The organism is Caballeronia sp. NK8 (assembly GCF_018408855.1).
GTDB lineage: Bacteria > Pseudomonadota > Gammaproteobacteria > Burkholderiales > Burkholderiaceae > Caballeronia.
In genome coordinates this window covers 250,304-274,524 of record NZ_AP024326.1, presented here as the reverse complement: position 1 = coordinate 274,524, position 24,221 = coordinate 250,304, and the positions used below count along the sequence as shown (strand labels likewise).

Below are 24,221 nucleotides of genomic sequence, written 5' to 3'. Positions count from 1 at the left end.
CGCCGCGCCATCCGTTTTCCTGGGTCAACCCGCACCGGCGCTGGCACCGGACGGTGCAGGTTGTTTCGGTCGCGTATCGCGGCTGCTCGCGCCTTGCTGAGCGCTGGGCAAACCCCTGCTTCTAAGTCTTTCCGAGCACGCAGTGCCCCCTCTTTCCGCCCGAGCGACTAGACGCCGTTAATCCGAGAACCCTTACTCGCAGCGCTGCAGCGCTGCGCGAACTCACGGCCATCCTAAGACTTGTCCCTTTTTATCCATCGATGTTTCGTCAGCGGTCGTTCGGGCTTTCGATACTCGCGGGCTGGTCTCGGGTCATAGCATCTGTTCAAGCGACAACGAGTTTGGTCACGCGAACGGACGCCACTTTCGTGCTCTGCAGCGACGGCGGGCGCCGACGTTTCGGCCATAGCCGACGCTCGCCGTTCTTCCTGCGTGCGGCTGCAGCGCGCAGCTTTGCTGTCATTCGCGATGCGGCGCAGTAAACGTCGACTTCCGAAACCGGCGCACAAGTCTTGACGAACCGGAAGGGGGCCTCCAGCTCTTTCGAGGACGAATGCGTCGTCGACAATCACAGCTCTTCGGTACAGAGTGGGCGCATAATCGGCGGTCCAAAGGAAAAGGCGAAGCGGAAAGAGGATCATCATGAAGGCATCAGAAAATGCAACACGCGAATCACGCATCGACGCGGCACTCGCGTTGCCGGAAGCATCGCAAGTCGGCTCGGAGTACGCATCGAAAGATATCAAACATTTGTGCATCGTCCTGAGCGTCAACGGCAAGCGAAGGCGATCCGCTCACAACTCGCTACACGCTGCGCTGAGAGCTCTGGGCCTTGTTCCAGGCAAGGACGCGAGCGCGAACGTATGGCCTGAAAGCTGGCTTTTGCAGGAACGCCAACGCCTGAAGTCACTCGGCCAAGCGGACGTAAAGCTTCCCGACGGGACCGTAGTCGCGTGTCGCCTTGTGAGGTCGACCGAAGACTCACGCAGCATTCTCAAGCCCATTTTCGATAAGGTTTGAGGGTGGCGCTTTTCATCGTCAAGGTATCCAGCTGCCACCGATTATGCTTCTGCTTCATGCGCTCTTCGCATCACGGGCGCCCTATCGTCAATTGTCAACGACTCGAGTGTCCGTCGCGTGGCCGCTTCTAGCCCGCGTACTGCCCGACGGACGGCACGCGTCGACCCTGTGCGAGCGCTTGCTTGGCCACAGAGCGGCCATTTCCCCGAGTTGACTCCCAAGGGATGCGCTTCCCTCCGTAGCTCCGACGCTGCGCTCAAGGCGTCTAGGCGGGAAACCCAACCTCCGCTCTCTTCGAACAGCGGAGGCTTCTCGCGGAAACTGCGCACAGCCCTCGTAGATCCGCCGCCCACCGCCGCGCACGCCCTCCCGCTAAAATAGGTTAAACCGATGGCCCCAACCGATCCCAGGCATCCATTGGAATCAGAAGAAGTAAATCCAAAGCCGTAGGTGAACGACGCCGCGGCTGTCGGTGTAGCAATCAACAACAAGAGCTAGGAATCTGATCGAATGCAGCTCAACAAGGTTTCGCCACTGTCGCTCTTCCACCAACCACTGCAATACCTAGTCCCTATCTTCCAGCGGGGATAGGTCTGGACCATCGAGAGGCAGATCCAGTAACTCTGGGCTGATATCGCTGCCGTTACTAGACGGCAGCGGAGTGCTCTCGGTTACTGGCAGTCATGTATCGGACGCCCGTGTCGCGCTTGGCGCGTTGAATCGTCACATCACGAACCCCCGAGTTTTTACTTCGTGGTTTCCCAAACAATGCAGACGGGAAACAATGAAAAAGCTCGGGGCTGTCGTTAGCGTTCGCAGTGCCCGTAGTCAGCATGCTGATTGCAAGGACCGAAAAAGCTAGTGTTTTCAAAATGAAGCGAGGCATTTTTTCAGGGAAACAGTTCACGTCGAACAAGTTAGAGATTCAAAGCTCGGCCGCGTGCAGCCACTGCACGTCGAGTTTCCTGTTGATTCGCTTCCGGCGCTTAAGCGATACCGCATCAAGATTGACGCGGCTGGAAAGCACTCCGGAAATGAGCTAGTCGAAGGCCGTTTTCCATTAGCATTGTCCCATGCACTCAACGCGGTAAAAGCATTATCCGCTTCGAAGCAGCCGAGTTTAGAAGCCACCGGGACGTGATTCCGCGGATCTCAGTCCGCAGCGCGAGCCATCTGCCGCGATTTGCCAGTCGTACTGGCAGTTGCCTTTGTATGAATTGTCGGTCGTACCGCCTCCACCACCACTGCGGGCCGCGAGCGCAACGACGCCAACGACGGCGACTACAGCACCTACCGCCTGTGCAACGTGGACGCGATTTAGACATTTCTCGCGGTCTTCGCTGTTGTCGCACCAGCTGGCGCAACCCGACAACGATGCAACGAGCGCGAGAAGCACGGCGTTCTTCAAGGGGAGGTTCCTCTTATCTGGTTGATCAGCTTAACGGCGGCGGATGGCGATTCTTGAGGCCATACGCCTTCGCTTTCTGTCTCGAGAATTATCAATCAGGCTCTCAGCGACGATCGGCGTGATAGGCGTGGAACGGACATTACGAATACGCGAGCTGCTACTGCACCAACTCGAAGAGAGCGGAATGATAAAAGCGGCGATGGAGAGCGGCGCCGCTAGTAAGGGCGGACTCCGTAAATGCTGGTCAACGCCCCCGGCGCAAATCAAGGGAATGTACGGCACGCAACTCATCATTTAGAAAGTGTCAACTATAGGATGGTCAAACGCTCGTCATGACGATAGTATTTGCTCGCTGATCGCGGTTAGCACCAACCTGAACAATGACTGACCTTGAGGGGACCAACATGATTATTAAAACCACGATAGTTTGTACGCTTTGTGTGATCTCCGCGACGTCTTTCGCACGTGGCGGCGGCTTCTCTAGCGGACACAGCAGTTATCACTCGAGCGGTACGGGCGAGCACTACGTTAGCGGGTATACACGTAGCAACGGCACGTATGTAGCTGGGCATCACCAGACTAACCCCAATGAGACAAAATACGATAACTGGTCGTCAAAGGGGAACGTGAATCCGTACACTGGCAAGGAAGGCACGATAGATCCGTCCAGGTGAGAAGGCGGCGAGGCAACGACCCGGTGCGATGGATCTCAGCGCCGTTGCTGTATTGGCAAGGCCGACTGCGAGTGCGTACCGTTTAATTCGCTCGATGTGCGGGCTTAGCAGCTGAGCGCATTACGCCGCGCTGAGCAAGCTGAATTCCTCGTTTTCTGCAAGGCCGTAAAACGGCTCGATTGAGCCGGACGACGTCGCGTGCTCGAGCATGCAGGCCAGGCGCGGCTACGCGGACATTCAGAGACCAGACAATGGGGGCATTTTAGATTCACTCCAGGCATATTCCTGCCGCCGACTGCGCTCTTCGTCGCCGTTGTTGTGAATGGTGAACGTCCTTCTTGATACATCAGGTTTGTCGCCGGTCCGAGAACCGGCGCTATCCTGGATTGCGTCGCGAATGACGGCGATGCGGCGAGCTACAGCCGCACGGCGGATAAGCGGCGAGCGTCCGCAAAGGCCGATTAGCGAGCAGTGCGGCCCTCCTCTTTTCGCCGACTTCGTTGACGGGCCGGGAATCGCCGCAAAAGCGGCAAGCAATGTGCCTTGTGATGGTTGCCGCGCCGCGCTTCAGGGCTGCCCGTGATCGCGGATCTGGCATGTGGAGACAAACGCCGACAGCAGCTTGTCGCCGCCTTTACCGATCCGGCTGCGTGCCTCGTCAATGCCAACATCGTGCACGGAGTGCACGAACGCTTTCCGCTAGGCCCTGCAAGGTGCAGGTTCGCGGGCGATCGCGGAGCCGATGGACTTCTACAACCGTATCGTCCCACTTCTCGTCAGCGGTCTTTTTTTGAAAACCATTGACACCGGCCTCCTCGTGCACCGATGTCTGCCAGCGGTCCTTTCAGCAGACGGCGCTGACTAGGCTTGATAATAGTTAATAAGTGTTATACTGTGGGATGACTAGCCTGGAGAGCACAACCATGATCAGTGCAGACCTTGGACAACAGCTTGAGGGATACATCACGAAGCTGGTCGAAACGGGACGGTACGGCTCAAAGAGCGAAGTGTTGCGCGAAGGCGTGCGATTGATCCAGGATCGCGAGACGCAGCTTGCCGCGTTAGATGCCGTGATCGAGCGCGGCACCGTTGATTCAGATGCTGGCCGAGGAAAACCCGCCCAACAAGTGTTCGACCGGCTTGAGGCTAAGTATCAGGCGATGATCGACAGCAAGGCATGATTGTTCGCATCTTACCGGCTGCGGAAGCCGAGCTTGAGGCCATCGGCGACTACATCGCCCGCGACAATCCACGCCGCGCCTTGAGCTTCGTTCTTGAGATGCGTGACAGGTGCATGAGCCTTGCAGATATGCCCCTCGCCTACCCGCTCGTGCCTCGATACGAAGATCGCGGCGTGCGACATCGTGTGCACGGCAGTTACCAGATTTTCTATCGCGTCACTGGGCGACCCGAGCGTATCGACGTAATTCACGTCTTGCATAGCGCCAGAGACATCGCCGCTATCCTTTTTCCCTAGACACACCCACGAGAAAAGGCCCAGGACGAGTTAAGTGCTGGGCAAGCCATCGGCGACGCCGGTGGCGGAGGTGCTATTAGGCAAACTGGCCGTCTGCGGTACCACCGCAGCGGCCATTCCTCTTGTAGTGAGCAAGACCCTCATGGCTCTGCCGGTCGATTAGTGGCCGAAATAGACAGGAGCGATGGTATTGCCGGTGTGAGCTGGGCCGCCCGAAGCCGACGCAGTGTCAGCCACGCCGCCGTAGCTCGTTTGCCCGTTCTGCGCCGCGACCTTCGCTTCGGCTGCTTGAATCTCGGCCGGATAGGTCACGCGATCCATGCTCGGGTTATATCCAGCGCGTTCGAGTTGGACCAGTTCTGCCTTAATTTGCGCGCGGGTCAGCGGTTGGCTTTGAGCGAACGAAGAAACTGCCGGAATGGCGAGTGCAGCGGCGACGACGATAGTTGCGAGCTTCATGATGCTTACCTCCGAATCTTGTTTTCGCAAACAGCCCTGTTTGCGTTTCAGTGACTTCAGTATAGGTAAGCGGCCGCTTAAAATTAATGAGCTTTTGAACAACAAATACTTGTTATATTCGGGATAACCCTATGTCACCGCTACTGAGCGGTGACAACTTCGCTGATTTCCGATGCGACGTTGTCGCATCCGTCTGGCATGCGCGACACCGGAACCATTGACACGCTCGGGAGGCGCGCGACGTCCTGCACGATCGGTGATCCAATGTCTACCGGAAGTGCAAACGTCACAGTCCGCATCGCCTTTCCACGCGCAGCCGAAAGTCTGCAGCGAAGATTTTCCGAGTCAGTGATTCGGTTTTCGTTCGGGACGCGGTGGTCCAAGGCCCGGCAACGTACGCGACGTGGCCTCATCGGTGCTGCACGTTCCGCGTTGCCATGTATATGTCAAAAAGGCCCGAATGCAGGCGGCGGATCTCTTGACGCAGGGCAATCAGTTCGTGCTGTTCGCCTTCACGTTCTCGACGCAGAATCTCTCCGAGTAAGGCAGTCGCACGCGATGCCGGCAGATCGCGCTGTACGCGCGCCTCGCCGAGCCTGCCTGTGACTGCCGGTTTGATGATCAGCAGCCACGCTGGAAACCACGCGTAATCTTCGATTTCGCCTGTGCCTCGGAAATCTGCATCAAAGCGTCGATGCAGCACGTTGAGCGAAGCGTCCTGCAGGGTGACGATGAGCGCGGTGAACCGGGCCGGCGCCACCCACGCCAACTCCGCAATTAGCGGCCACGCAGCATCGACTCCGGCGGAACGATAGCGCGCCTCGGTCATCCACGCGAGCGGCGATGGAATGCGCCACCAGGACTCAATCATTCGATAGCATCGCTTGCAGCGGCCCAGTCACTTGCCCGAAGCCACAGAGGTGCGGCGTGACTGTCGGGGTCACCGGCACGGTACCTCAACGCTGCGGCGCGCTGAGCGAGTTCACGCCAGCATTGTGTCATCCACAACTGGGCGTACCGCTCGGGCAAAACTTGTCGGGCAGCGTGCGCCACCTCATTCTCAAAGTGACGGCAGATCACGGCCAACTGAGCGTGGTCGGTCACGGCGAGCGTTGATGCGTTCTCAAGTTGCTGGACAAGCACCGTCATGGAAGGCAGGGCACTGTCGCTCGGGTATTCGCCGGCGAGCACTGTGAGTGCCGTTCGCGCCGCGGCGGCGTCGCGAAGCTGCAACTGCTCCACCACATCATTGCGCAGCGCTACGTCCCGGCTGTCGGCAAATATGTCGAGTTGCTGCATTGTCGTCGCGCTCAAGAAGGTCCATGAAGACGATACAGGCTAATCGATTTCGCCGCGTCGAAGAAGCTGCCATGAATCGTTCGACGAAACGCTGCGCTGATTGTCGACTGCCAAAAGAAGAGCGACGCGTCATTCAGATGCCCCGAAGTTCGCCGATGCACAAATGGTCGGGCTGTCCGTGCGCCAACGAGGCACGCGCCACAATAACGCACCCTTCCAGCCTGTTATGATTTTTCGGCATCCGTTTTCCAGGCACCCCCAGTTCCTTCTTTCCCGATGTCATCTCGTCGCCCTTCCTCGCAAGCTGCTCGGTCGTTGTCTCGCAAACCGCTCAGCAAAGAGATGCTGCTGCCCCTGCCTCCGTCGGCGGCGCAGACCGTCGCGTTATCGAATCACTTGACGTTCGCCGCCTGTCGGGTCGGCGCTGGATCGGCCTATCTTTTCAACGAGCTTATCCAACTCGTTTACGGCACGTTCTTTGTGCAAGATGCGGGTTATGGCGACACGGATGTAATTATTTATGCACGCGCTGAAGCGGCTCTCGAGCGCGGCCTGGAACGCGCCGAGGTAGAGCGACGATGGAACCTTGAGGCGGCGGATCTGCCGTTGTTCGAAGCGTTGTTGCAGCAGGCGGACCGTCAACTAGCGAGCGCGCCAAGATATGTTCATGTTGCTGCACGGCACAGGCTCAAACGGTTCGCCGCTAGCGGGCGCGCCTCGCCGCTCATGTCCACCGCGGCGCGCCACTAACGCAATCGGTCCACGCCGCGCGAAAGCGCCCGCCAGCACCACACACTGCGCGTGCGTGGCGATAGTCGCTCAGATCGAACGACGGCCGATATAATGGAACGTGGAAATTGCAAGCATTGCACCGGAGTTCTCCTATGAGTCAAACCCGCGGACCGAATGCGGGATATCGGGGCAAGTCAAACAGTCGGCGCCCACCTCATCACCTGACGAATCAGAAGCGCCCAGCGCCGGGCCAACCTCCTTCAAGAGAGACCAATGGCGCAGCGACGCCTGCGTCGATTATTAAGACTCGTTCCTTGAGATTCCTCGTCGATGCGGTCGGCGCGGAGAATATCGCGCTGGGGCTCGACTCAAGCATGATCAGGATCGCCGAACTGATGCGCGGAGAGCGATTCACGCCCGAGACCGCCTTCCATATGGAAACGACGCTTGGGCTGCCTTCTGGCTTTTTCGACCAACTTCATCCGGTCCTTTCGCCGGAGACGATTGCGCGCCTAAAAGCGCCGCTCGAGTTCGTCCATGCGGACGAGACCGTCGATGGAGGTGGCATCGAGCACGCACCCCTTCTTCCAAGTGCGCAGGAGACATCGCTGCTTGTCAGCAGTTTGTCCAAGGATACGACCATGCCGTCTAAGAGTTCGAAAGAAGCGTCGGGTGCGACCAAGACCCGTGCCAAAAAGGCGTCTGCGCAGGCAAGCGGTTGGGCTGCAAGAGCAGGAGATTCGCCCCCACCGCACCAATCGCATCAAGCGGCCGGGCGGAAACAGGCGCGTCCAAACGGCGGTGTGACCGTAGAGCGCATCAGGCAGGCCAACCTTCACGTTCTCACCACACGCAACGGTTCGAAGGTCAAGCTCGGCGCAGTCTTGGGTCTGAGCGGATCGAATATGGCGCACCGACTCCACGGTAAAAAGCGCATGGATGACTCTGAAGCCGAGCGCTTCACCGCGGGGCTAGGTCTGCCTGCGGGGTGGCTAGACACACCCCGCGCTGAAGCCGACATTCCCGAGTCAGTTGCGCAGCTGCTCGCGCCCACATCACGCGTGCGCACACTTGGCCAAGCACCGGCGCCCACCGCTGTGGCGGCGTCTGAGGACACAGAAGTCGCGGCGGCGCCGACCAGCGAGATAGAACGAGCGCTGCCTAGCGCCCCGAGCAACGCGCACATTGAGCCATTGCCAGCCGATGCGGCAGGCGACGGCGACCACGTTGCGAGCCCTCACCACGAGAACCTCAGCAGTGCAGTCGCAACGCGCCGCGACGGTCCCGTGCAACGCATCGAAAGCAACACGCCAGCAGCCGTTTCCGCACCGGTGGCGTCGCAGCCTGCGGTTGCAATGTCACCGCCCGCTGACACGCCGTCCTCCCCCACTTCCGCGACCAACTTGGACGGTCTCGATGGGATCTCACCTATCGCAGAGGCGCTCCTGAAGACGCTCGCCGGCAAGGCACGCACCGGTCGCTTGGATGAATTGAAGGCGTTGGAGTTATTACAACAGGCGGTTCTGCTCTAGCGGCAACGTCACGACCTATGAACACAGGGCGCCAGGACGATCGAATTCGCGCTGCGCGCGGGGCTTCGTGCGCGAATGCCGAGTTGTCGGGGTCGACGCGTAAGAACCGCATCGGTCACAGACCGCTTGCCGGCCTCACTCACTACGCCACGCGGCGTCCGTCGCCCGCGCCGACGTCCGCCTGTCCTTGTGCGATATTCTCGACGTCAATCTCAAGCGCAGACAGCCGGGCAACTTGAACGGGAAGTAACGCATAGGCGAAGCGAAGCTCGTGCAGGCGCGCTCTCCAGTAGCAAACGCTTATCGGCAACGGAACGGATGTTGCCCGTACTGCCTTCACCACTTTCTGTATATGCGCGAGTTCACGATCCGCTTCCAGGGACGTCCGCTTCGGCACGTCCGCTGAAGTATCCGGCACTTGATGATTTCGCTTTGCTACGATTGACTTCATACGCTGTGCGTCTCCTGATCCGTTGAGACCAGCGTATCGAGGCTCACGAGAAGTCAAGAAAGCATGCGCAGCCGTGTATTGGACTTTGGCTAGAGGTAGGTTCTTGCCGGGCTCCCGCGAATGCGCAAGCGGCGCCGACGCGCTACGTCAGCAGAAACCTATTCCCTTCTTGTCTAGCGCCGCTCGGCCTCCATGCGCGTGTGCAACGCTCGCCCAACCAGCGAGTCCGCATCGCGAATCAGGCGTCGCACGCAATCGTCCACCGCTGCCTTCGAGACCTGACTCGCACTCGCCGCTGCGATGAGGGCATCATAGGCATCGTTGACGTCACTCATCGACACCTCATAGCCGTAGCCGGCCTCCATCCATTGCAATGCGCACAGCGCACAGTCCATCGCGAATGGGGACTGCTTCGTCTCGAAATCTCGCGCGGCGCGTATGAGCGTCTTAGGATCGATCGGGCTCTGTCTGGACAGCGCAATGGCCTGATCGAACAGCCCGGCGTCTTTGGCGGCGGCAAACCATTTGCCTTCGGACCCAGGCTCGCTTCGAACCAGGTCCGACAAGATCGTTGCCGGGGCTTTCCCGGGATATTTCTTGGTGATCGCGCGGAAAGTTGCGAGGTACGTGCCTGCACGATTGGCGGCAAGCGCATAGCGCTCGTACGCTTCCTCGGTCATGCCGGACTCGAGGAGGATCGTCTCGCAGGTGCGCGCGATTGCGGATTCGGGCGCATTCAGCCCTCGGCTCGCTTCAGCAAGGCGACGTGCTTCGCCCGGACGTCCGAGGCAGACCAGCGCGTCGACGGCCCAACGCCGATACCACCAGGAACTTAGGCGATCGCGCCGCACAAGCTCAACGATCTCCTCGAAGCGGCCGGCTGCGTAGAGCGCACTCAAGCACGGCACCACGCCGACGAAGCAGTTGAATCCTTCCGCCTCCAGCACATGCGTGACGAGCGGCAACAGCCGATCCGCCCATGGAGTTGCCAACTCGGGCGTGACGCACAAGCTTCCCCAATGTTCGCCGAGGCTCTCGATGTAGGGCATCTGATCGTCCTGCAACGCCTCGAAAAGCCTTTCCAGCCAGCGCTCCCGTGCTGCGGGCTCAACGTCGGCGGCTGCGATGATTGGCACGAGCGCCTCGATAGCACGATTGACCGCGCTGCCCAGTGCGCCCGAAGAACTGTCGACTTGCTCAAGTGCGGGCGATAGTCTTTCAAGAAGAAGAACGGCCCCTTCCGCACCAAGCGCACCATCGGCGCGGGCGGCCGAACGAATCTCAGATACCGCTTCCTTCAGGCGTTGGATGGGCAGCGAGGATCGCCATCCAAATGCGTTGCGTCGGAAGCGTGAAGCGAAGGTCCATTTTGATGAGGGCATGACAGTCACGTTCCGGCAGCATTTCAGTGCGTCGAAGTCGTCGCGGTCGCGAGCAGGTCCGTAGTCGGGATGCGATAGTCGGTGGTGCGTGGACACCATTCGGTCGGCGGTTCAGGACCCGGCCAGCATCGTCCCTCGACAGGCGTGGGAACCGCAGCGGCACGCATACAGGGTTTTGAGCGCAGCAGTTTTTCGCCCTTCCACAAAAAGTCGATAGTCGATAAACAACTCTTCGCCCGGCTTGATGTCGCGTAGGGCGTGGAAGAAAACCCGGCTGCCATCTTGCTCGGTGTCGCAGTTCGGCGCGCAACTGTGATTGACCCAGCGCGCCGAGTTGCCGCCCTGCGCGCCGTCGATCACGCGCCCGTCGTCAAGGTCGAAGTAAAACGTGTGGCCGTCCTCGGCGGCCGAACGCGCATACTGGCGCTGCGCTTGTGCCCAAGACACGCGCTTGCCCTTGTATTCCAGGACTGTCTCACCAGCCCCGATCTGGGTGAGTGCAAATACACCGCGTCCGTGGACCGGCGAAGAACGTACCACGATGCGGCGCATAACCTTTGCCCTCTCTGTTTGTGCCGTAGCCGGCGAAACGATGTGGTATCGCCGCTGCGAATTGGCATAATGCGATCGACGCACGAGCTTTGACGCCCTATGCCTTCTTCGACCGGTCGCAGCCGCATGAAACGCAAACCGCCTCGCGGCACGCTTGTGCGCTATGAGGACCGCATCGTCGAGGTGCTGGGCGAAGCGCGTGGCCAACGGATCATGATCCGGTCGATTCACGCGGACGGCACCGAACGCCTCACGGCAGTCAAGCTGACCAATCTGCGGCCGTTGGACGACCAGCTCTTCTAAGCGGCGGCATGACTGAGGCCGCCTTGGTTCACGCTTGGTTGACGGCGTCTTTGAAACCCTTGCCGGCCGTGAATTTGACGGTCTTGGCTGCGGCGATCTCGATCGTCTCACCGGTCTGCGGATTTCGACCCGTTCGTGCGGCCCGCTCGCCGGTCCCAAACGATCCGAAGCCGATCAGCTGAACGGCGTCACCGGCAGCCACTGCTTTCGAAATCGTCTCAAACACGGCATTGATGGTCTCTTCTGCCGCGACCTTGCTCGTACCCGACTCCGACGCCACGGCGTCGATCAGTTCCTGCTTGTTCATTGAAGTCTCTTCCTCACTGTGAAAACGAACGCGATCTTACCGAACCGCGACGAAAACAGGCGACCGTCGCTGCTACGAGGCTGCGTCGGTCGCATCCAGATCGAACAGATCCGAGGTGGTGCTCTGTGCGGCGAGCAGTTCGGGCAGAGCACCATTTCTCACCTTCGCCAGCGTGTCCGGCGACAGCCAGATTTCTTCCATCGCATCGATGCCTTCCTCGATCATTCGCTGCAGAAAGAACGATTGTTTGCGCCCCGTGGCCTCGGCCAGCACCCGCAACCGCTGTTCGATGACGGGGTCGATCCGCACCGCGACCACTCGCAGCTTGTTCTCTGCCGATCTTCTCATCTGTTCGCTCCTTTTCCGACCACGCGCACCGCGCGCCTTCGGCCTTGGATTGCGCCTACCGCGGGCGCGATCCGATCATGATCTACGGGCGACCTTTCACGCTCGCCGTTTTGACAGCCGGTGCCTTTCGGGCGACTCGCCCCGAACGGGCTTCCGGGGCGGGCACGCGGGTCGACGGCCGCGCCGCGGTGCGCAGCGACTTCAGCTGTTCCTGAAGCGCGTGATGCGCGGCTTCGAGCGCGGCGAGCTTGCCCTGAAGTACCCCGTTCTGATGGCGCGTGTCGCCCTGCTGCGCCTGCAGCGCTTCGACGGTGCGACGATGCTCGGCCTCTCGCTTGTCTGCCCGCTTGGCCGCCTCGGCCAATTCTTTCTGAGCCTTGGCCGTCGCGCTGCGTTCCCGATCGATTTCGAGAAGTGCCCGCTTTTCCGATGCGCGCACGCGCTCCTCGGCACGGCTCGCGGTCTCGCGAAGCTTCTCCAGATCCCGCGAGAAAATATCACGTACTTTCTCCAATTCCCGCTCGCGTGCAACGGCCTCCTCGCCGAGACGCTTGATCTGCGCCTCGAGCGCCTTGCGCGTGGCAGCCTCTTCGGCCTGCTGCCGCTCCAACTCGCGAATCTCGACCTGCGCCGTGAGCAACGCCGCCGTGCGCTGCTCGAGCGCTGTTTCAGTGCGACCCAGCTCTTCCCGTGCGGCGACGACTTTCTGCTCGGCCTCGGCACGCCGCGCTTCGACTTCGTCGCGCAGCGACGTCAGTTCGGCCTGTGCAGACGTCGTCGCCCGAGTCCAGAGCGTCCCGATCAGCTCGCCCGCCGCTCCGCTCAAGTCCGTCGGCAAGTCCGGGTGCTCGATGCGCACCCGGCTTTTCTCGCGCAGCTCTGTCCAGAACTCGTTCAACACGTTAGCCGGCGTACTCATGGTGCCGCGTCGGACCAGGTTGTAGAGGCGATTGGCCGTCGGCGCGACGCCAAAGCGGAAGAACAGCAGCGCGCACACCTCGCGATAGAGTTCGCGCGTCTTGGGGAATTCGACCTTGAGGCGCTCGATATCGGCCGCGAGACGGGTTTCGTCGGAAAGGGGTTCGGACATAAGCGGGTAAGAGCCGAGAATGCAATAATAATACAACGTATTTCGCTCTTTATCTAACTCATCGGCGCTTTCGATTTGACATTAACCGTATAATGTTGATATTCCTATGCCGAGCTGTCGCCAAAACGAACATGACTTGAAAGCCCCCCTATGCCATTCTCACCGCCCTATGCATTGCAACCGGCACCGCTCGAAGCAGTCGTCATCCCAGCGCCGCTGAACGGCTCCGCAGGCCTAAATCGGGCTGTGACAGGGCGCCCCCAGATTGCCGCCGACCACGACCTCGACGCGATCCGCGCATGGCTGTCACGCTTTGTCGACACGAAAACCACCTTCGAGAATTACCGCAAGGAAGCCGAACGGCTCCTGCTCTGGTCGGTCGTCGAGATGCGCAAACCCCTCTCTTCTTTGACCCATGAAGACTGCTTGCGCTATCAGCAGTTTCTCGCCGACCCGCAGCCTGCCGGCACATGGGTGGCCGGGGGCGGACGCAAGCATCCGCGCAGCGACGCGCGCTGGCGGCCGTTCTACGGTCCGCTGTCGCCGTCCAGTCAACGCCAGGCGACCGTCATCCTGAACGTGATGTTCTCGTGGCTGGTGCAGGCCGGTTATCTCGCCGGCAATCCGCTATCGCTCTCGCGCCAACGCACGCGCCACGCGGCGCCTCGTATCACCCGCTATCTGGAGCCGAGCGTGTGGCAGGAGGTCAAGGACTTCATTGCGACGATGCCCAAGCAAACGGACCGGGAAAAAGCCCACGCGTACCGCGTCCGATGGTTATTCACTCTGCTCTATCTCGGCGGCCTGCGCATTGCAGAGGTCGGCGCAAATACCATGGGCCAGTTCTTCGTGCGACACGATGCGGACGGCGCGCTGCGCTGGTGGCTGGCCGTGCACGGCAAAGGCGACAAGCAACGGCTCGTGCCGGCCACGCGCGAGATGATGATGGAACTGTCCCGCTATCGGCAGCACCTCGGCTTGAGCACCCTGCCGTCGCCCAACGAAGACACGCCGCTCGTGTTGCCGATCGGCGCCACGGCGTCAAACGAACGCACAGAAACCTGCGCGCCGCTCACGCGCGCGGCGCTTCACGCCATCGTCAAGAACGTGTTCGCGGGTGCCGCCGCGCGTCTGCGGGAGCGCGACGATGCGGCAAGCGCGCGGGCTGATCTGCTCGAAAAAGCGTCCGCGCATTGGCTCAGGCACAGTGCCGGCTCGCACATGGCCGACCAAAAGATTGACCTGCGCATGGTGCGCGACAACCTCGGCCATGCCTCGCTGACGACGACCAGCATCTATTTGCACGTCGACGACGATCGGCGCCATCAAGAGACCGAAGAAAAGCACCGGGTAGACTGGTGACTGAACCGGACATCATCGGTGTCTTGCGCCCGTTCGAGCGGCACGTCTCCCAAACCGGGCGAGGTCATGCCAAAATCGCTTGACCGCGCAACACGATGAACTCGCCATGGAAGCCCTTGACTTTGAAGCACAGATTTCGACTAACCGACGCGGCGTGACCTTCGTCCTAGCGGGAAAGAACGGCGCAGTCAAATGCATGATTGTGCGTGCCGCGCTGGAGGCCTGTTTCTGGCTGCCAGCCGATGCGGATGATGCCAAGATGTTGAAGACCTTCCACGATGGCGTCCACCGTATTCACGCCGTTGCGCATCGCAAGCTACTCGCGCATCCATCGACCCGCCTCGAATTAACGACGGCCGACTTCTCCCACGGCTGAGCGAGAGTCCTATCTGGATCACGCTAGTGGCATGTGTTGCTGGCGCAGCTGTGGAGGTCGTTCGCGGGGCAGACGATTAGTTGCAAAATTGTGCGGTCGCCGACCGCCATCTCGCGGCCGTTCCTTTGGGAGATTGCCGCGCGACGCTCTGTGCCTTATTTTTCGGTGGGTGCGCATTGCCCTTCCCCGTTGGGCGGACATCCTGTGTCGTGTCGCGGATCGATCGCGTCGCGAAACCGGGTTCTTCGCGGCGGGCCAAATTGCCTATATCTTTCGGGATTCAAAACATGAGCAACCAGGTTCCCAAAGTGATCGCGCATGCACCGGGCTCACCCGGACAATTCAGCGAACTCGCCGCACAAGTCAGAGAGGCAACGGGCGCCGCCTGCGTAGCTCTGATAGTCGTCGACGCCGCCGGAAATGGTGGCTACAGCATCGCCGGCCCGCTCGACGCTCAACTCAGCATTCCGCACACGCTCGAAGAGATCGCTCTCCAGCTCCGCTCATAACTTGCGAGCTCCATCCAGTAACACGCGCTCCACGATCGCAGCCGAACACAGAGCTGCTTACTCACAGCGCCCCAAGGGGCGAAATCGACCCACATCGGCCACTCAGGCTGTCGGAAGATCAAAGGCTGCTTGCGGGAGTACAGCAGCCCGCTGGACCGCCCCATGATCGTGAGCGCGTGCTGAGTTGTTTCGCAAGCGCGGCACTCTGCCCGGTTAGTCGGCCGCCCGACTGGGTTGCACAAATTAAACGCGTATTGGCGACGTCTTGACACATACAAATAGCTTTCATCGTCCGCTATAGTTGCCATCTCGACCTTGCATCAGTGCAAATCGCAGGAGGCAACGCCATTCAATAATCCATTACATAAGAAGAATTCTTGGCAGCGCCACGAACTTCTTGCAATAGGAAATATTGAATGAAAGTGCTCGTTATTGACGACGATGTGTCAGTCGCGGACAGTCTTGCCTTCTTATTGGATTGCTATGGCCACTGTGCTGCCGTGGGCTACGATGGCAAAACCGCGCTCACGCTCCTTCGCACCGGTGCTTTTGACATCACTTTCCTTGACGAGAACCTCCCCGACATCATGGGCAGCATTGTCGCGCGTTCGCTGAGGGAAACGCCGATTCTCTCCGGGGTTTTTCTCGTCTCAATGACGGGAGACGCAGACCGTCAGAGAGAAACTGCTCAGCTCTTCGATGTCAGTCTGCAGAAGCCTTTCTCGTTCGAGGCGCTCATGCAGGTCATCGACGACGCTCGCTGCAGCCGCGACGCGAAGACCGTGTTGCAGGCCTAGAGCTATCTGTTGTTGGCGGAAGCGTTGTACCAAATTTTCATGAACGAGACGATGCGCCGCCGTGCCTGGTCATGGGTCGCGAAGTGTTCGCGTGACATCAACTCAGCTTCGAGCGTGCCGAAGAATGACTCGCACGTCGCGTTGTTGTAAGCGTCGCCGGCTGTACCCATCGCCGGCTGCACGCCGGCCTCGCGGCAGCGTCGCCAAAGGCAATGGATGCGTATTGGACCCCTTGGTCGGAATGCAGAATCACGCCCTCGCGACGTCGCTGCTGGAGAGCCCTGTCCAGGGCGCGCAACATGGGCTCGGTATAAAGATGGTTCGGCATCGCCAAGCCAACGGTGCGCCGGCTGAAAACATCAAGCACACGGCCAACTAGAAGAACCCTTCGCTCGTGATATCAGTGGCATCTGTCACTCACAGTATCTTCGGCCCCCCGCGCTGAAGTGTCGGCGTATGAAGTCCGGCGCAAGCCGAGCTGCCGAACGTCGTCGTGTAGTGTGTGACCATCCCCGTCGACTGCACCGCATAGGCCCGCGATGCGCATCAGGCGCGCTACCCGCTTACGTCCAACGTGCACGGCTTCGCGCTCGAGCTGCGGATGGATGCGTGGCGCCCCATATGTACCGCGCGAACTCGCATGGAGCGTACGAATGCGCGCAAGCAACTGAGCGCTACGCGAATGCTTTGATGGCTCGCGTGCTAGCCACGGGTAGTAATCGATAGATATCCGTCTTGGCGGGTCAATCTCAAGTGAGGGCGAAACAGTTAGGTATGTCCGGCCTGTGTCTGATGTTTATCACTGTCGGATCGGTTATTTACCTGCGCCAGTGTGCGGAATATAGGTCAGCACGAAAACCCCTCCGTTATTTCCGGCAGCCGCTTTCGAGGAGCAACGGTCGTGGACGTACCCGCATGAAATCGGCGACATGCAGTAGAGCGCCTGCGTGCCTTTCGGCGTCATGTTCGCACTTTAAGAACGAGTCGACATACTTCCGCGCAGTCGTGAACGCGTCGATCGTTGATCACGGTGCTGCCCGAAGGCGTGGTCAGCGATCCCATCATTGCATCGCTGCAGCCCTAAGATCACAGACTCTGTCCAGCGACATCTAGCCGAACATTTCCGGCCGCAAGTCGCTTACCTCGATGATCACATCAGCCGGCAGATTTGCGCGGCGTGCCGCGGCGCGGATGGCCTCGGCATCGGGTGCCTCATACAGGCAATAAGTCTTTTTCTTGTCTGCGCTGAGAAACGAAAAGAGCCACTCCACGCCTTCCTCGTCGTTGATTCGCTTCACATTCGCTGCGCTGTCACTTGTCACCTCGAGTTGTTCCGCAAAATTGCGTTCAATCATGAACCGTGGCATGGCATCCTCCTAGATATAAACCGCGCATCGCACGTCGAACCGCGCGATATCTCGCGTTAGTTTCTGGTCCCTGCGCCGGACTGCGCTCCGCCAATACGCTCGACGAGGGCGAACATTCTGAGTTTCCTGGCTTCAGCTGCCGCGAGCGCAAGCAGGTCTTGCGCTCGTCTCCTGTCTTCGATGCGATTGCGCGCCGTGAGCATGAGCGCGTATTCGTGTCTGCTATGCGCGAGCCAGGGCCACGCACGCAAGCGTTCGTCCATGTGCAGCGCATATTCGAAATGTTGTTCGGCGCTCGACCAGTCGCCGAGCGCGTGGGCCAGCATGCCAAGAAACCGTGCCGCCGAACCGCAGCAAAGCGTAAAGACCGGAACCGTGACGGCCTGGTCGCGGAATGGCAGGAGAAGGGCGTAGATCCGTTCGGCATGTCCGACATCCCGCAGGCGCGCGGCCACTTCCGCCAGATAGGCAAGCGTGACCAGCCGCTTGCTGTCCATGGGGACACCGTATGCCGATTCCGAAAGCCGATCGAGATTGTCGCGTGCCTTCGCTTCGAAGCCGAGATCGCTGCATATCAACATGTATCCTGGCCGCCAAGTCGTATCCTCAGAATGTGCATCGTCGATAAAGCGCTTGAAGATCGGTGCTACCTCCGCGAGCCGGCCCTGTTCGCGGCGAATCGAGAACATCTGCATGCCGTAGACGCCGGTTGCGAGATTCGCATCGGCGCTTTGCGCCATCTGTAGCGAGTCGCGCGTCTTTCGTTCCGCCTCGGCGAAATCACCGACAAGAATAGCCCGCATCGCCTGCGCCCCAGTCACGCACCACTTGTCGACGAAGTGCTGCCCACTGGCGGCAATTTGCCGATACCGCTCCAGCGCGCTTTCGAACTGGTCCACCTGGCCGATCTCCAGATACCCGGCAAGACATCGAGCGCATGCATGGCCGATGGTGTGTGCATCGCCCAGCGTTTCTGCAATGTGCCTCAGCTCCAGTAAGACGTTTGCCCGCTGGACAAAGCTGTCCGCGGACAACGGTAGCGCACCAACATGCATCAACTCGCACGCCAATGCGTCGAAAAGGCTAGGCAGGTCGTTCAGGCGTCGGGCGAGCGCGACGGCCTGCAGTGCAAACTCGCTGCTTTGTTCGCGTGCGCCTGTCATATGAACGGTGCGCACGAGCCGACTCAGCAGGCGGCAGTGCTCGACCGATTCCTCGGCGTCGGTCTCGGCGAGCGCCTCCTCCAGCAGCGCAAGCGATGCATTACCGGAGCCTTCGAGGAAGGTCTCGGCGGTGTCGAACTCCAATGCTGCTTGCACGAGATACGGAGTCAGCTTCTGGTCGCGGGCAATGCGAGCCGCTTCGCGGAAGGTCGCTATCGCCTCGCGTTGTGCCATCCGGAGTTCTGCCCGGCCTCTTGTCAGCAGTAATGGCAGGATGCGGGTCGCCCGGTCAGGCTCGTCGCAGGAGCATCGATCGACGAGTTCGAGTCCGCGCTGCGCATGGGCGATGGCCTCGTCGTAAGCCGCGCCCGCAAGCGCCCGCTCGCCGGCACGCTGCCAGTAGCCAATCGCCCGCACCGGCAGATCGGCCGCGGCGAAGTTCTGTGCGATCAGCTCAGGTTGCCGCTCGACGATGTCCGGATAATGTTCCTCGAGAGCGGCGGCGATGCGCGCGTGATAGTGCCGCCGGCGCGCGAGCAGGAGCGACTGGTATGCAATCTCCTGGATCAATGCGTGTCGGAACATATAGGCATCGTCGTCAGCGCGTTTGCCCGGGGCCGGAACGATGATTTCGGCTGCGATCAAACAATCGAGCTCATCCTGCAGTTCGTTCTCCGACGTCGACGCAATCAGGCCCAGCAGCTTTGCGCCGAACTCCCGTCCCACTGTGGCCGCGACCTGCGCGATTTCCTTGACGGCTGGATCGAGCCGGTCGAGCCGCGACAGCAGCGAGCCCTGCAGCGTGTCCGGAATCGCGATCGCCTGCGCCGCGCCTTTCAACTCGTAGCTCATTCCGGCGTCCTGCAACAGATCGCCCTGGAGAACGGCCTTCGTCAGTTCTTCCAAGAAGAGCGGGACGCCGTCCGTCTTGGAGACGATCTGATCGAGCACGAGCGCAGGCAAGGACTTGCCGCCCGTGAGCCGCTCGATCATCGCCACGCAGTCGCGGCGCGAAAGCCGGTCGAGATTGACCTGTACGAGATGCGGGAAGGTCCATCCCGATTCGAACTCCGGTCGTGCCGTGAGCAGGACGAGAAGTCTCGCGGAAATCAGCCGCTCGATCACCAGTCCAACGAATTCGAATGACGACGGGTCGATCCAGTGCACATCTTCGACAACGAAGAGCACCGGCCGATCGCGCGTTGACGCTTCGAGCATGGAAACGAGCACATCCAGCGTCCGGCGCTTGAAGGAAGGCGAAGAGGTGTCGACGGCCGGACCGCACGTGGCTGCCGATATGCCGAGCAAGTTCGCAAGAACGAGCAGTGCCTCGTCTGCATCGACTCCGAGGCTTGCGATGCCCGCCTTGAGCCGCTCACTATCCGTACCACCTGGCCCAGCGGCCGCATCCCGGCCGACGCCGAACGTGCGCTGCAGCCAGCGCAGAACCGGCCAGAAAGGACTGTTGCGATAGTAGGCGGAGCAGTGAAGCGAGACGATCCCATGCGAATCGTCACTGATGCTGTCGCAAAACGCCCGAAGCATGCGGGATTTCCCGATTCCCGGCTCGCCAGTCAGCATCACGCAGCGCATTTCGCCTTCGACGCCCTGCTTCCAGCGCTGCCGGATCATGTTGAGTTCTGCGGCCCGGCCGATGAGCGGGGTGATGCCGTGGACCGCCCTGATTTCGAAGCGATCGATTGCGTCGGCCTGCGCGAGAATGCGCTGGACGCGGACCGGCCCGGTGATCCCTTTCAATTCCCGGTAGCCCAGGTCTTCGAGCTTGAACGATCCTTCTATCAGGTGTTGCGCGGTCGGCCCCACGACGATCGCATCGGGCGGAGCGATGGCCTGTAGCCTTGCGGCGATGATCGGCGCTTCTCCAACGATCGCCTGCTGATCCCGCGACGATCCCGCGCCTACCGCACCCGCAACGACGAGGCCCGCCTCGATTCCGATCCGCACCCGCAGGTGAACGCCACACTCAGTCTCGATGCGATCGTTCGCCTCGCGCAGCGCCTCTATGGCGGCGAGCGCGGCGAGCACCGCGCGCACGGCATCGTCTTCGTGCGCATTCGGGTAGCCGAAATAGACGAGCAGGCCATCGCCGATATACAGCGCGATATGGCCTTCATGGGCTTCGATTGCGCGCGCACAGGCTTGATGGTAATCGCCCAGAAGGCGTCGCAGATCCTCGGGATCGAAGCGCTCGGCGAGCGCTGTAGAGTCGATGAGATCGACGAACATCACTGTGATCTGCCGTCTCTCGGCCTCGATGGCCTCACGTTCCGTCGCGCCGGGTGAGCCTGCGCACTCCCTTACCCGCCCAAGCGCATGCGCGTGGGTGTCCGTCAGACTCGCGAGCCCTTTTGCGAGCCGCTTGCGGTCGCCGAGCTTAAGTCCGAGTTCCTTCAGGTCGCACTCGGAAAGATCCCCGAGCACATCCCAGTCGATTCCTTGCGAAATGAACTTCGCAGCATGAGCGCCGAGGCCAATCTGCGCCAACCATGTCGCCAGATCGTCGGTCATCGCTGAATCTCTGCTGTCTTTCCGGCTTCATCATCCGCGAGGCGGTGCGCGTTGTCACGCGCTCCGGCGCCGGCCCCGGGAAAGTCTGGACAGTCATATGGCGAGGGAACTTTCTTAAGTATCTGAAAAACACTGCATCCTTTTCGCGATTTGGTGAGTACCGATGCGGGACGCGCAGGAGACCTGGATAGAAGTTGACCTCGATATCGTTGGCACACCAGTACCACGTAAGCGAGTTAATTCAAAAGCAGACGTTCTGTCCGCGACTTGACATGCACCGTGTTACCGGTGGCATTGTTGTTCCGTTCGATCACTTCGCCGTCTCATTCGTGTCGAGCGCCTCCTGAGCGGCACAATTGAGCGCCTCTGGGTCGGCGGGTTTTATATAGCTAATTGGCGTATTCTCGAGGAAATCTAGGTTCGCAGCATGGGCGCATCTGCACGAAAACAAAAGATCCGATGAACGCGACGCAGGAAACGACGCGTGTTCGCCCTCATGCCCAACTCCGTTCAGAGCACGTTAAGTCAATCTAGAAAAATATTCGCTTATTTCGCTATCGCCACACAAATCCGGGTCGCCTGTCTCGTCGTCTCGATTGAACAACGGCACGAGTATCGGTTTGGAATGCGAATCGTTCACTGTTAAGTTCGACGTGCTCGGACGATCAATTCATGCGGTAGGGTCCCGGCGGAGATAAGCAAGCAGCATGTCGACATGCAACGTCGAAATCGACTCCAGATTGCAAAGATCTGAGTAATTCCGGCCAGTGAATGCCTCCAACGTGAAGCGGTTGGACACGATGTAATAGCCCATACCCACTAACGTCACATAGAAGTCGATCGGATCAACGCCCGAGCGAAACTGCCCTTCTGAGGTTCCGCGCTCGAGGATCGACCGCAGAAGGTCGACCACTGGGGAGATCGTCTCGCGTAACCTGCGTGACCTCTCAAGGTACCGTGCTTCGTGCAAATTTTCGTTATTGACGAGGTTGAGCCATTGAGGATTCTCCCGCAAATATGCCCAGATCGACAGGGCCAGCTTTCGGATCGCGTCGGATGGTTGCAGGCCAGACAGGTCCAAGCTTCCCTCTCGCTCCGCAAACCGGGCGTACATTGCTTCAAGCACAGCAACGTAAAGCCCCTCCTTGCTCACGAAGTAGTAGTAAAGCATCCGCTCGTTCGTGGCGGCCGCCGTGGCAATCGCGTCGACACGCGCGCCGGCGAGGCCGAACTTTGTGAATTGCTCGACAGCGGCGTCGAGAATTCGCCTCCGCGTCCCTTCTGGGTCACGCTTCACTCGTAGTTCACTCATGGGGCGATCATAGATGAAATGGCGACGTTTAATTAATAGCTGCCAATATGCCGTCCGTCATTGGCACAAACACCAATCGGCGTGTAGATGTGGATCTGCAAAGAGCACTGGTAGCCGCAGGCAAGCCATCAGCACATCCTTGCGCCTGGACGTCGGGAACTCCAAACGAAAATTGCGTCCGCGTCTCCTAGAAAGCGAAAACTCCTGACGCCAAAGTTCGAACGGCTTGTTTTAGGTTGGCGGTTCCAATTGCGGTCGCATAGAGTGTGTGGAAAACATCGCGCGTTTTCTAATCGATGAAATGCTCGGCTGCGTCCCCGGCAGACATCGAGGTCTGTAAAGAAAGCGTCCCAAGGGAATTCGATCGGACCTGTCTGGAGCACGCAAATGAATAGAATGCTTATAACCGGCGCCACGACGATCATCACACTGACCGGCGTTGCGCATGCGCAAACCAGTGTTACGCTTTACGGGCTGATCGACGCGGGTCTGACCTACACGAACAACCAGATCACCGGGACGGGAGGCGGACACAGCAACTGGGAGATGACAAGCGGTGCGGTTCAGTACAGCCGCTGGGGCTTGCGCGGGACTGAAGACCTCGGCGCAGGGTTGAGTGCCATCTTCACCCTGGAGAGCGGCTTCAACCTGAACAACGGGCAGTTCTCGTCGAGCAACCGCATTTTCAATCGCCAGGCTTATGTCGGCTTGTCGAGCCGCGACTACGGCGCGCTCACGCTGGGCCGCCAGACCGACGGCATGGTCGATTTTGTCGCGCCGCTTTCACTGACCGGCACGGAGTTCGGCGGCACGCATTTCGCGCACCCGTTAGACAACGACAACCTGAACGATTCGTTTCAGATAAACAACTCCGTGAAGTACCTGAGCCCGCATTTCGCCGGCTTCAGATTCGGCGCGCTTTACGGCTTTTCCAATCAGGCAGGTGGATTCACGAACAATCGCGCCTATAGCTTTGGAATGTCGTATGTTTCGGGAGCGTGGAGCTTCGGGGCCGGTTACCTCCAACTCAACAGTGCCGCGCGCACGCCGGCACAATTGAACACGAATGGTGCAGTCACCGATACAACCGGCTCGTCCCTGCAGGGCGCGCTCACACCGACCGCTGTGCCTTTAGGCGTGCTGGCCAGCAGTCAGAAGACCTTTGGCGCTGGCGTGAACTACACCTTCGGCCCGGCTGTGGCGGGCTTCGTGTATTCGCACAGCAAGTTCGCCCAATTTTTTCAGAATTCGCTGAGTGGAACTTTCCAGAACTTCGAGGGTAACATTCGCTACGCGCTGACGTCGGCGGTCGAATTATCGGGTGCATACACTTATACGCGCGCTGGCGGAAATGGAGGCGCCGGCGGAATTCCCCATTGGAATCAGGTAAGCGCGATGGCCGACTATCGCTTCTCGCGGCGCACCGATGTTTACATTCAGAGCGTGTGGCAACGGGTGAGTCCAAGCGGCAATTCGCCACTGGGTGTAGCATGGATTAACGGCGTCACCGAGCCGTCATCCACGAGCAATCAGGTTGAGGCGACCGTCGGCCTGAGGCATCGCTTCTAATGCCCTAAGAGTTTCAGATTCAAACCTTCATTCCTGAAGAGTAGCCCGACCATCGGCCGGCGTTGGCGTCCAAATGCGAGCACCCGCGCATGAGTGCCACGCCTTGGTTTGCTCAAGGCGATGGACCAAATACCGCATTCAATCCATTAAGTAACCTCTACCTAAACTAATCCAAACGACCAATCAACACTGCGTACATGCCG

Annotated in this window: 27 protein-coding genes; 12 read left to right on the top strand and 15 right to left on the bottom strand. The window is 59.9% G+C overall.

Annotation, left to right across the window (positions count from 1 at the left end; translation table 11 throughout):
- The first annotated feature begins 642 nt into the window (after positions 1–642).
- The 4 genes from NK8_RS34035 (at position 643) to NK8_RS34025 (ending at position 4,579) form a co-directional block, all read left to right on the top strand.
- Positions 643–1,020, top strand: coding sequence for a hypothetical protein (locus NK8_RS34035; protein WP_213233849.1), 378 nt, complete (start codon positions 643–645; stop codon positions 1,018–1,020).
- 1,812 nt (positions 1,021–2,832) lie between these two features.
- Positions 2,833–3,102 carry a hypothetical protein gene (locus NK8_RS43090; RefSeq protein ID WP_225936607.1) on the top strand — a complete coding sequence of 90 codons (270 nt, stop codon included), beginning with the start codon at positions 2,833–2,835 and terminating at the stop codon, positions 3,100–3,102.
- A 923-nt stretch (positions 3,103–4,025) separates the two neighbouring features.
- The gene (locus tag NK8_RS34030) at positions 4,026–4,283 is read left to right on the top strand and encodes a type II toxin-antitoxin system ParD family antitoxin (protein ID WP_213233848.1); all 258 of its coding nucleotides are present in this window, start codon (positions 4,026–4,028) and stop codon (positions 4,281–4,283) included.
- Positions 4,280–4,579 (top strand): type II toxin-antitoxin system RelE/ParE family toxin, encoded by a 300-nt coding sequence (locus NK8_RS34025; protein ID WP_213233846.1) that lies wholly within the window; start codon positions 4,280–4,282, stop codon positions 4,577–4,579. The genes NK8_RS34030 and NK8_RS34025 overlap by 4 nt, the downstream gene beginning before the upstream one ends.
- Positions 4,580–4,738: 159 nt before the next feature.
- Here NK8_RS34025 and NK8_RS34020 read toward each other — a convergent pair whose 3' ends face one another.
- The 3 genes from NK8_RS34020 to NK8_RS43080 all read right to left on the bottom strand — a co-directional run bounded on the left by NK8_RS34020 (position 4,739) and on the right by NK8_RS43080 (position 6,337).
- Positions 4,739–5,038 carry a DUF4148 domain-containing protein gene (locus tag NK8_RS34020; RefSeq protein ID WP_213233844.1) on the bottom strand — a complete coding sequence of 100 codons (300 nt, stop codon included), beginning with the start codon at positions 5,036–5,038 and terminating at the stop codon, positions 4,739–4,741.
- 409 nt (positions 5,039–5,447) lie between these two features.
- Positions 5,448–5,909, bottom strand: coding sequence for a hypothetical protein (locus tag NK8_RS43085; protein WP_225936606.1), 462 nt, complete (start codon positions 5,907–5,909; stop codon positions 5,448–5,450).
- Complete coding sequence (locus NK8_RS43080) at positions 5,906–6,337, bottom strand: hypothetical protein (protein ID WP_225936605.1); 432 nt, start codon at positions 6,335–6,337, stop codon at positions 5,906–5,908. Before NK8_RS43080 ends, NK8_RS43085 begins: the two co-directional genes overlap by 4 nt.
- A 342-nt stretch (positions 6,338–6,679) precedes the next feature.
- Between NK8_RS43080 and NK8_RS34010 the strand changes: the two genes are divergently transcribed.
- Both NK8_RS34010 and NK8_RS34005 read left to right on the top strand, forming a co-directional pair.
- Entirely contained in the window at positions 6,680–7,087 is a 408-nt protein-coding gene (locus tag NK8_RS34010) for a hypothetical protein (protein ID WP_225936604.1), read from the top strand.
- Positions 7,088–7,383: 296 nt separating this feature from the next.
- Positions 7,384–8,601 (top strand): hypothetical protein, encoded by a 1,218-nt coding sequence (locus tag NK8_RS34005; protein WP_367657836.1) that lies wholly within the window; start codon positions 7,384–7,386, stop codon positions 8,599–8,601.
- Positions 8,602–8,743: 142 nt separating this feature from the next.
- On the opposite strand, the gene NK8_RS34000 is transcribed toward NK8_RS34005, so the two are convergent.
- The 3 genes from NK8_RS34000 to NK8_RS33990 all read right to left on the bottom strand — a co-directional run bounded on the left by NK8_RS34000 (position 8,744) and on the right by NK8_RS33990 (position 10,986).
- Positions 8,744–9,052, bottom strand: a complete 309-nt coding sequence (locus tag NK8_RS34000) for a hypothetical protein (protein ID WP_213233841.1) — start codon at positions 9,050–9,052, stop codon at positions 8,744–8,746.
- 173 nt (positions 9,053–9,225) lie between these two features.
- Positions 9,226–10,434: a hypothetical protein gene (locus NK8_RS33995; RefSeq protein WP_213233840.1), complete on the bottom strand. Its 1,209-nt coding sequence runs from the start codon at positions 10,432–10,434 to the stop codon at positions 9,226–9,228.
- Between the two features lie 111 nt (positions 10,435–10,545).
- The gene (locus tag NK8_RS33990) at positions 10,546–10,986 is read right to left on the bottom strand and encodes an SET domain-containing protein (RefSeq protein WP_187608299.1); all 441 of its coding nucleotides are present in this window, start codon (positions 10,984–10,986) and stop codon (positions 10,546–10,548) included.
- Between the two features lie 126 nt (positions 10,987–11,112).
- Here NK8_RS33990 and NK8_RS33985 point away from each other — a divergent pair, with 126 nt between their 5' ends.
- Positions 11,113–11,289, top strand: coding sequence for a hypothetical protein (locus tag NK8_RS33985; RefSeq protein ID WP_225936603.1), 177 nt, complete (start codon positions 11,113–11,115; stop codon positions 11,287–11,289).
- A gap of 28 nt (positions 11,290–11,317) precedes the next feature.
- Here NK8_RS33985 and NK8_RS33980 read toward each other — a convergent pair whose 3' ends face one another.
- The 3 genes from NK8_RS33980 to NK8_RS33970 all read right to left on the bottom strand — a co-directional run bounded on the left by NK8_RS33980 (position 11,318) and on the right by NK8_RS33970 (position 13,034).
- A complete protein-coding gene (locus NK8_RS33980; protein ID WP_014253199.1) occupies positions 11,318–11,596 on the bottom strand; it encodes an HU family DNA-binding protein in 279 nt (92 codons plus the stop codon).
- Between the two features lie 72 nt (positions 11,597–11,668).
- Positions 11,669–11,944, bottom strand: a complete 276-nt coding sequence (locus NK8_RS33975; RefSeq protein WP_061121713.1) for a hypothetical protein — start codon at positions 11,942–11,944, stop codon at positions 11,669–11,671.
- 82 nt (positions 11,945–12,026) lie between these two features.
- Positions 12,027–13,034, bottom strand: coding sequence for a DNA-binding protein (locus NK8_RS33970; protein WP_213233839.1), 1,008 nt, complete (start codon positions 13,032–13,034; stop codon positions 12,027–12,029).
- Positions 13,035–13,184: 150 nt separating this feature from the next.
- On the opposite strand from NK8_RS33970, the gene NK8_RS33965 reads away from it, so the two are divergent.
- From NK8_RS33965 to NK8_RS33950, 4 genes are all read left to right on the top strand, one after another.
- Positions 13,185–14,396 carry a tyrosine-type recombinase/integrase gene (locus tag NK8_RS33965; RefSeq protein ID WP_213233838.1) on the top strand — a complete coding sequence of 404 codons (1,212 nt, stop codon included), beginning with the start codon at positions 13,185–13,187 and terminating at the stop codon, positions 14,394–14,396.
- 106 nt (positions 14,397–14,502) lie between these two features.
- Positions 14,503–14,772, top strand: a complete 270-nt coding sequence (locus tag NK8_RS33960) for a DUF1488 family protein (protein WP_213233836.1) — start codon at positions 14,503–14,505, stop codon at positions 14,770–14,772.
- A gap of 287 nt (positions 14,773–15,059) precedes the next feature.
- Positions 15,060–15,281: a hypothetical protein gene (locus tag NK8_RS33955; RefSeq protein ID WP_213233835.1), complete on the top strand. Its 222-nt coding sequence runs from the start codon at positions 15,060–15,062 to the stop codon at positions 15,279–15,281.
- Between the two features lie 416 nt (positions 15,282–15,697).
- A complete protein-coding gene (locus NK8_RS33950) occupies positions 15,698–16,078 on the top strand; it encodes a response regulator (RefSeq protein WP_213233833.1) in 381 nt (126 codons plus the stop codon).
- Positions 16,079–16,080: 2 nt separating this feature from the next.
- Here the strand turns inward: NK8_RS33950 and NK8_RS33945 are convergent, their stop codons facing one another.
- The 6 genes from NK8_RS33945 to NK8_RS33920 all read right to left on the bottom strand — a co-directional run bounded on the left by NK8_RS33945 (position 16,081) and on the right by NK8_RS33920 (position 22,449).
- Positions 16,081–16,260 carry an integrase core domain-containing protein gene (locus NK8_RS33945; protein ID WP_301549921.1) on the bottom strand — a complete coding sequence of 60 codons (180 nt, stop codon included), beginning with the start codon at positions 16,258–16,260 and terminating at the stop codon, positions 16,081–16,083.
- The gene (locus NK8_RS43835) at positions 16,176–16,406 is read right to left on the bottom strand and encodes a hypothetical protein (protein ID WP_367657835.1); all 231 of its coding nucleotides are present in this window, start codon (positions 16,404–16,406) and stop codon (positions 16,176–16,178) included. Before NK8_RS43835 ends, NK8_RS33945 begins: the two co-directional genes overlap by 85 nt.
- A gap of 72 nt (positions 16,407–16,478) precedes the next feature.
- A complete protein-coding gene (locus NK8_RS43830; RefSeq protein ID WP_213233829.1) occupies positions 16,479–16,745 on the bottom strand; it encodes an IS3 family transposase in 267 nt (88 codons plus the stop codon).
- Positions 16,746–17,187: 442 nt separating this feature from the next.
- Positions 17,188–17,445: a DUF4242 domain-containing protein gene (locus NK8_RS33930; protein WP_213233828.1), complete on the bottom strand. Its 258-nt coding sequence runs from the start codon at positions 17,443–17,445 to the stop codon at positions 17,188–17,190.
- A gap of 56 nt (positions 17,446–17,501) precedes the next feature.
- Positions 17,502–21,137 carry an adenylate/guanylate cyclase domain-containing protein gene (locus NK8_RS33925; RefSeq protein ID WP_213233827.1) on the bottom strand — a complete coding sequence of 1,212 codons (3,636 nt, stop codon included), beginning with the start codon at positions 21,135–21,137 and terminating at the stop codon, positions 17,502–17,504.
- A gap of 670 nt (positions 21,138–21,807) precedes the next feature.
- On the bottom strand, positions 21,808–22,449 hold the full coding sequence (locus NK8_RS33920; RefSeq protein ID WP_213233826.1) for a TetR family transcriptional regulator: 642 nt from the start codon (positions 22,447–22,449) through the stop codon (positions 21,808–21,810).
- 387 nt (positions 22,450–22,836) lie between these two features.
- Between NK8_RS33920 and NK8_RS33915 the strand changes: the two genes are divergently transcribed.
- Positions 22,837–24,018 carry a porin gene (locus NK8_RS33915; protein WP_213233824.1) on the top strand — a complete coding sequence of 394 codons (1,182 nt, stop codon included), beginning with the start codon at positions 22,837–22,839 and terminating at the stop codon, positions 24,016–24,018.
- Positions 24,019–24,221 lie beyond the last annotated feature (203 nt).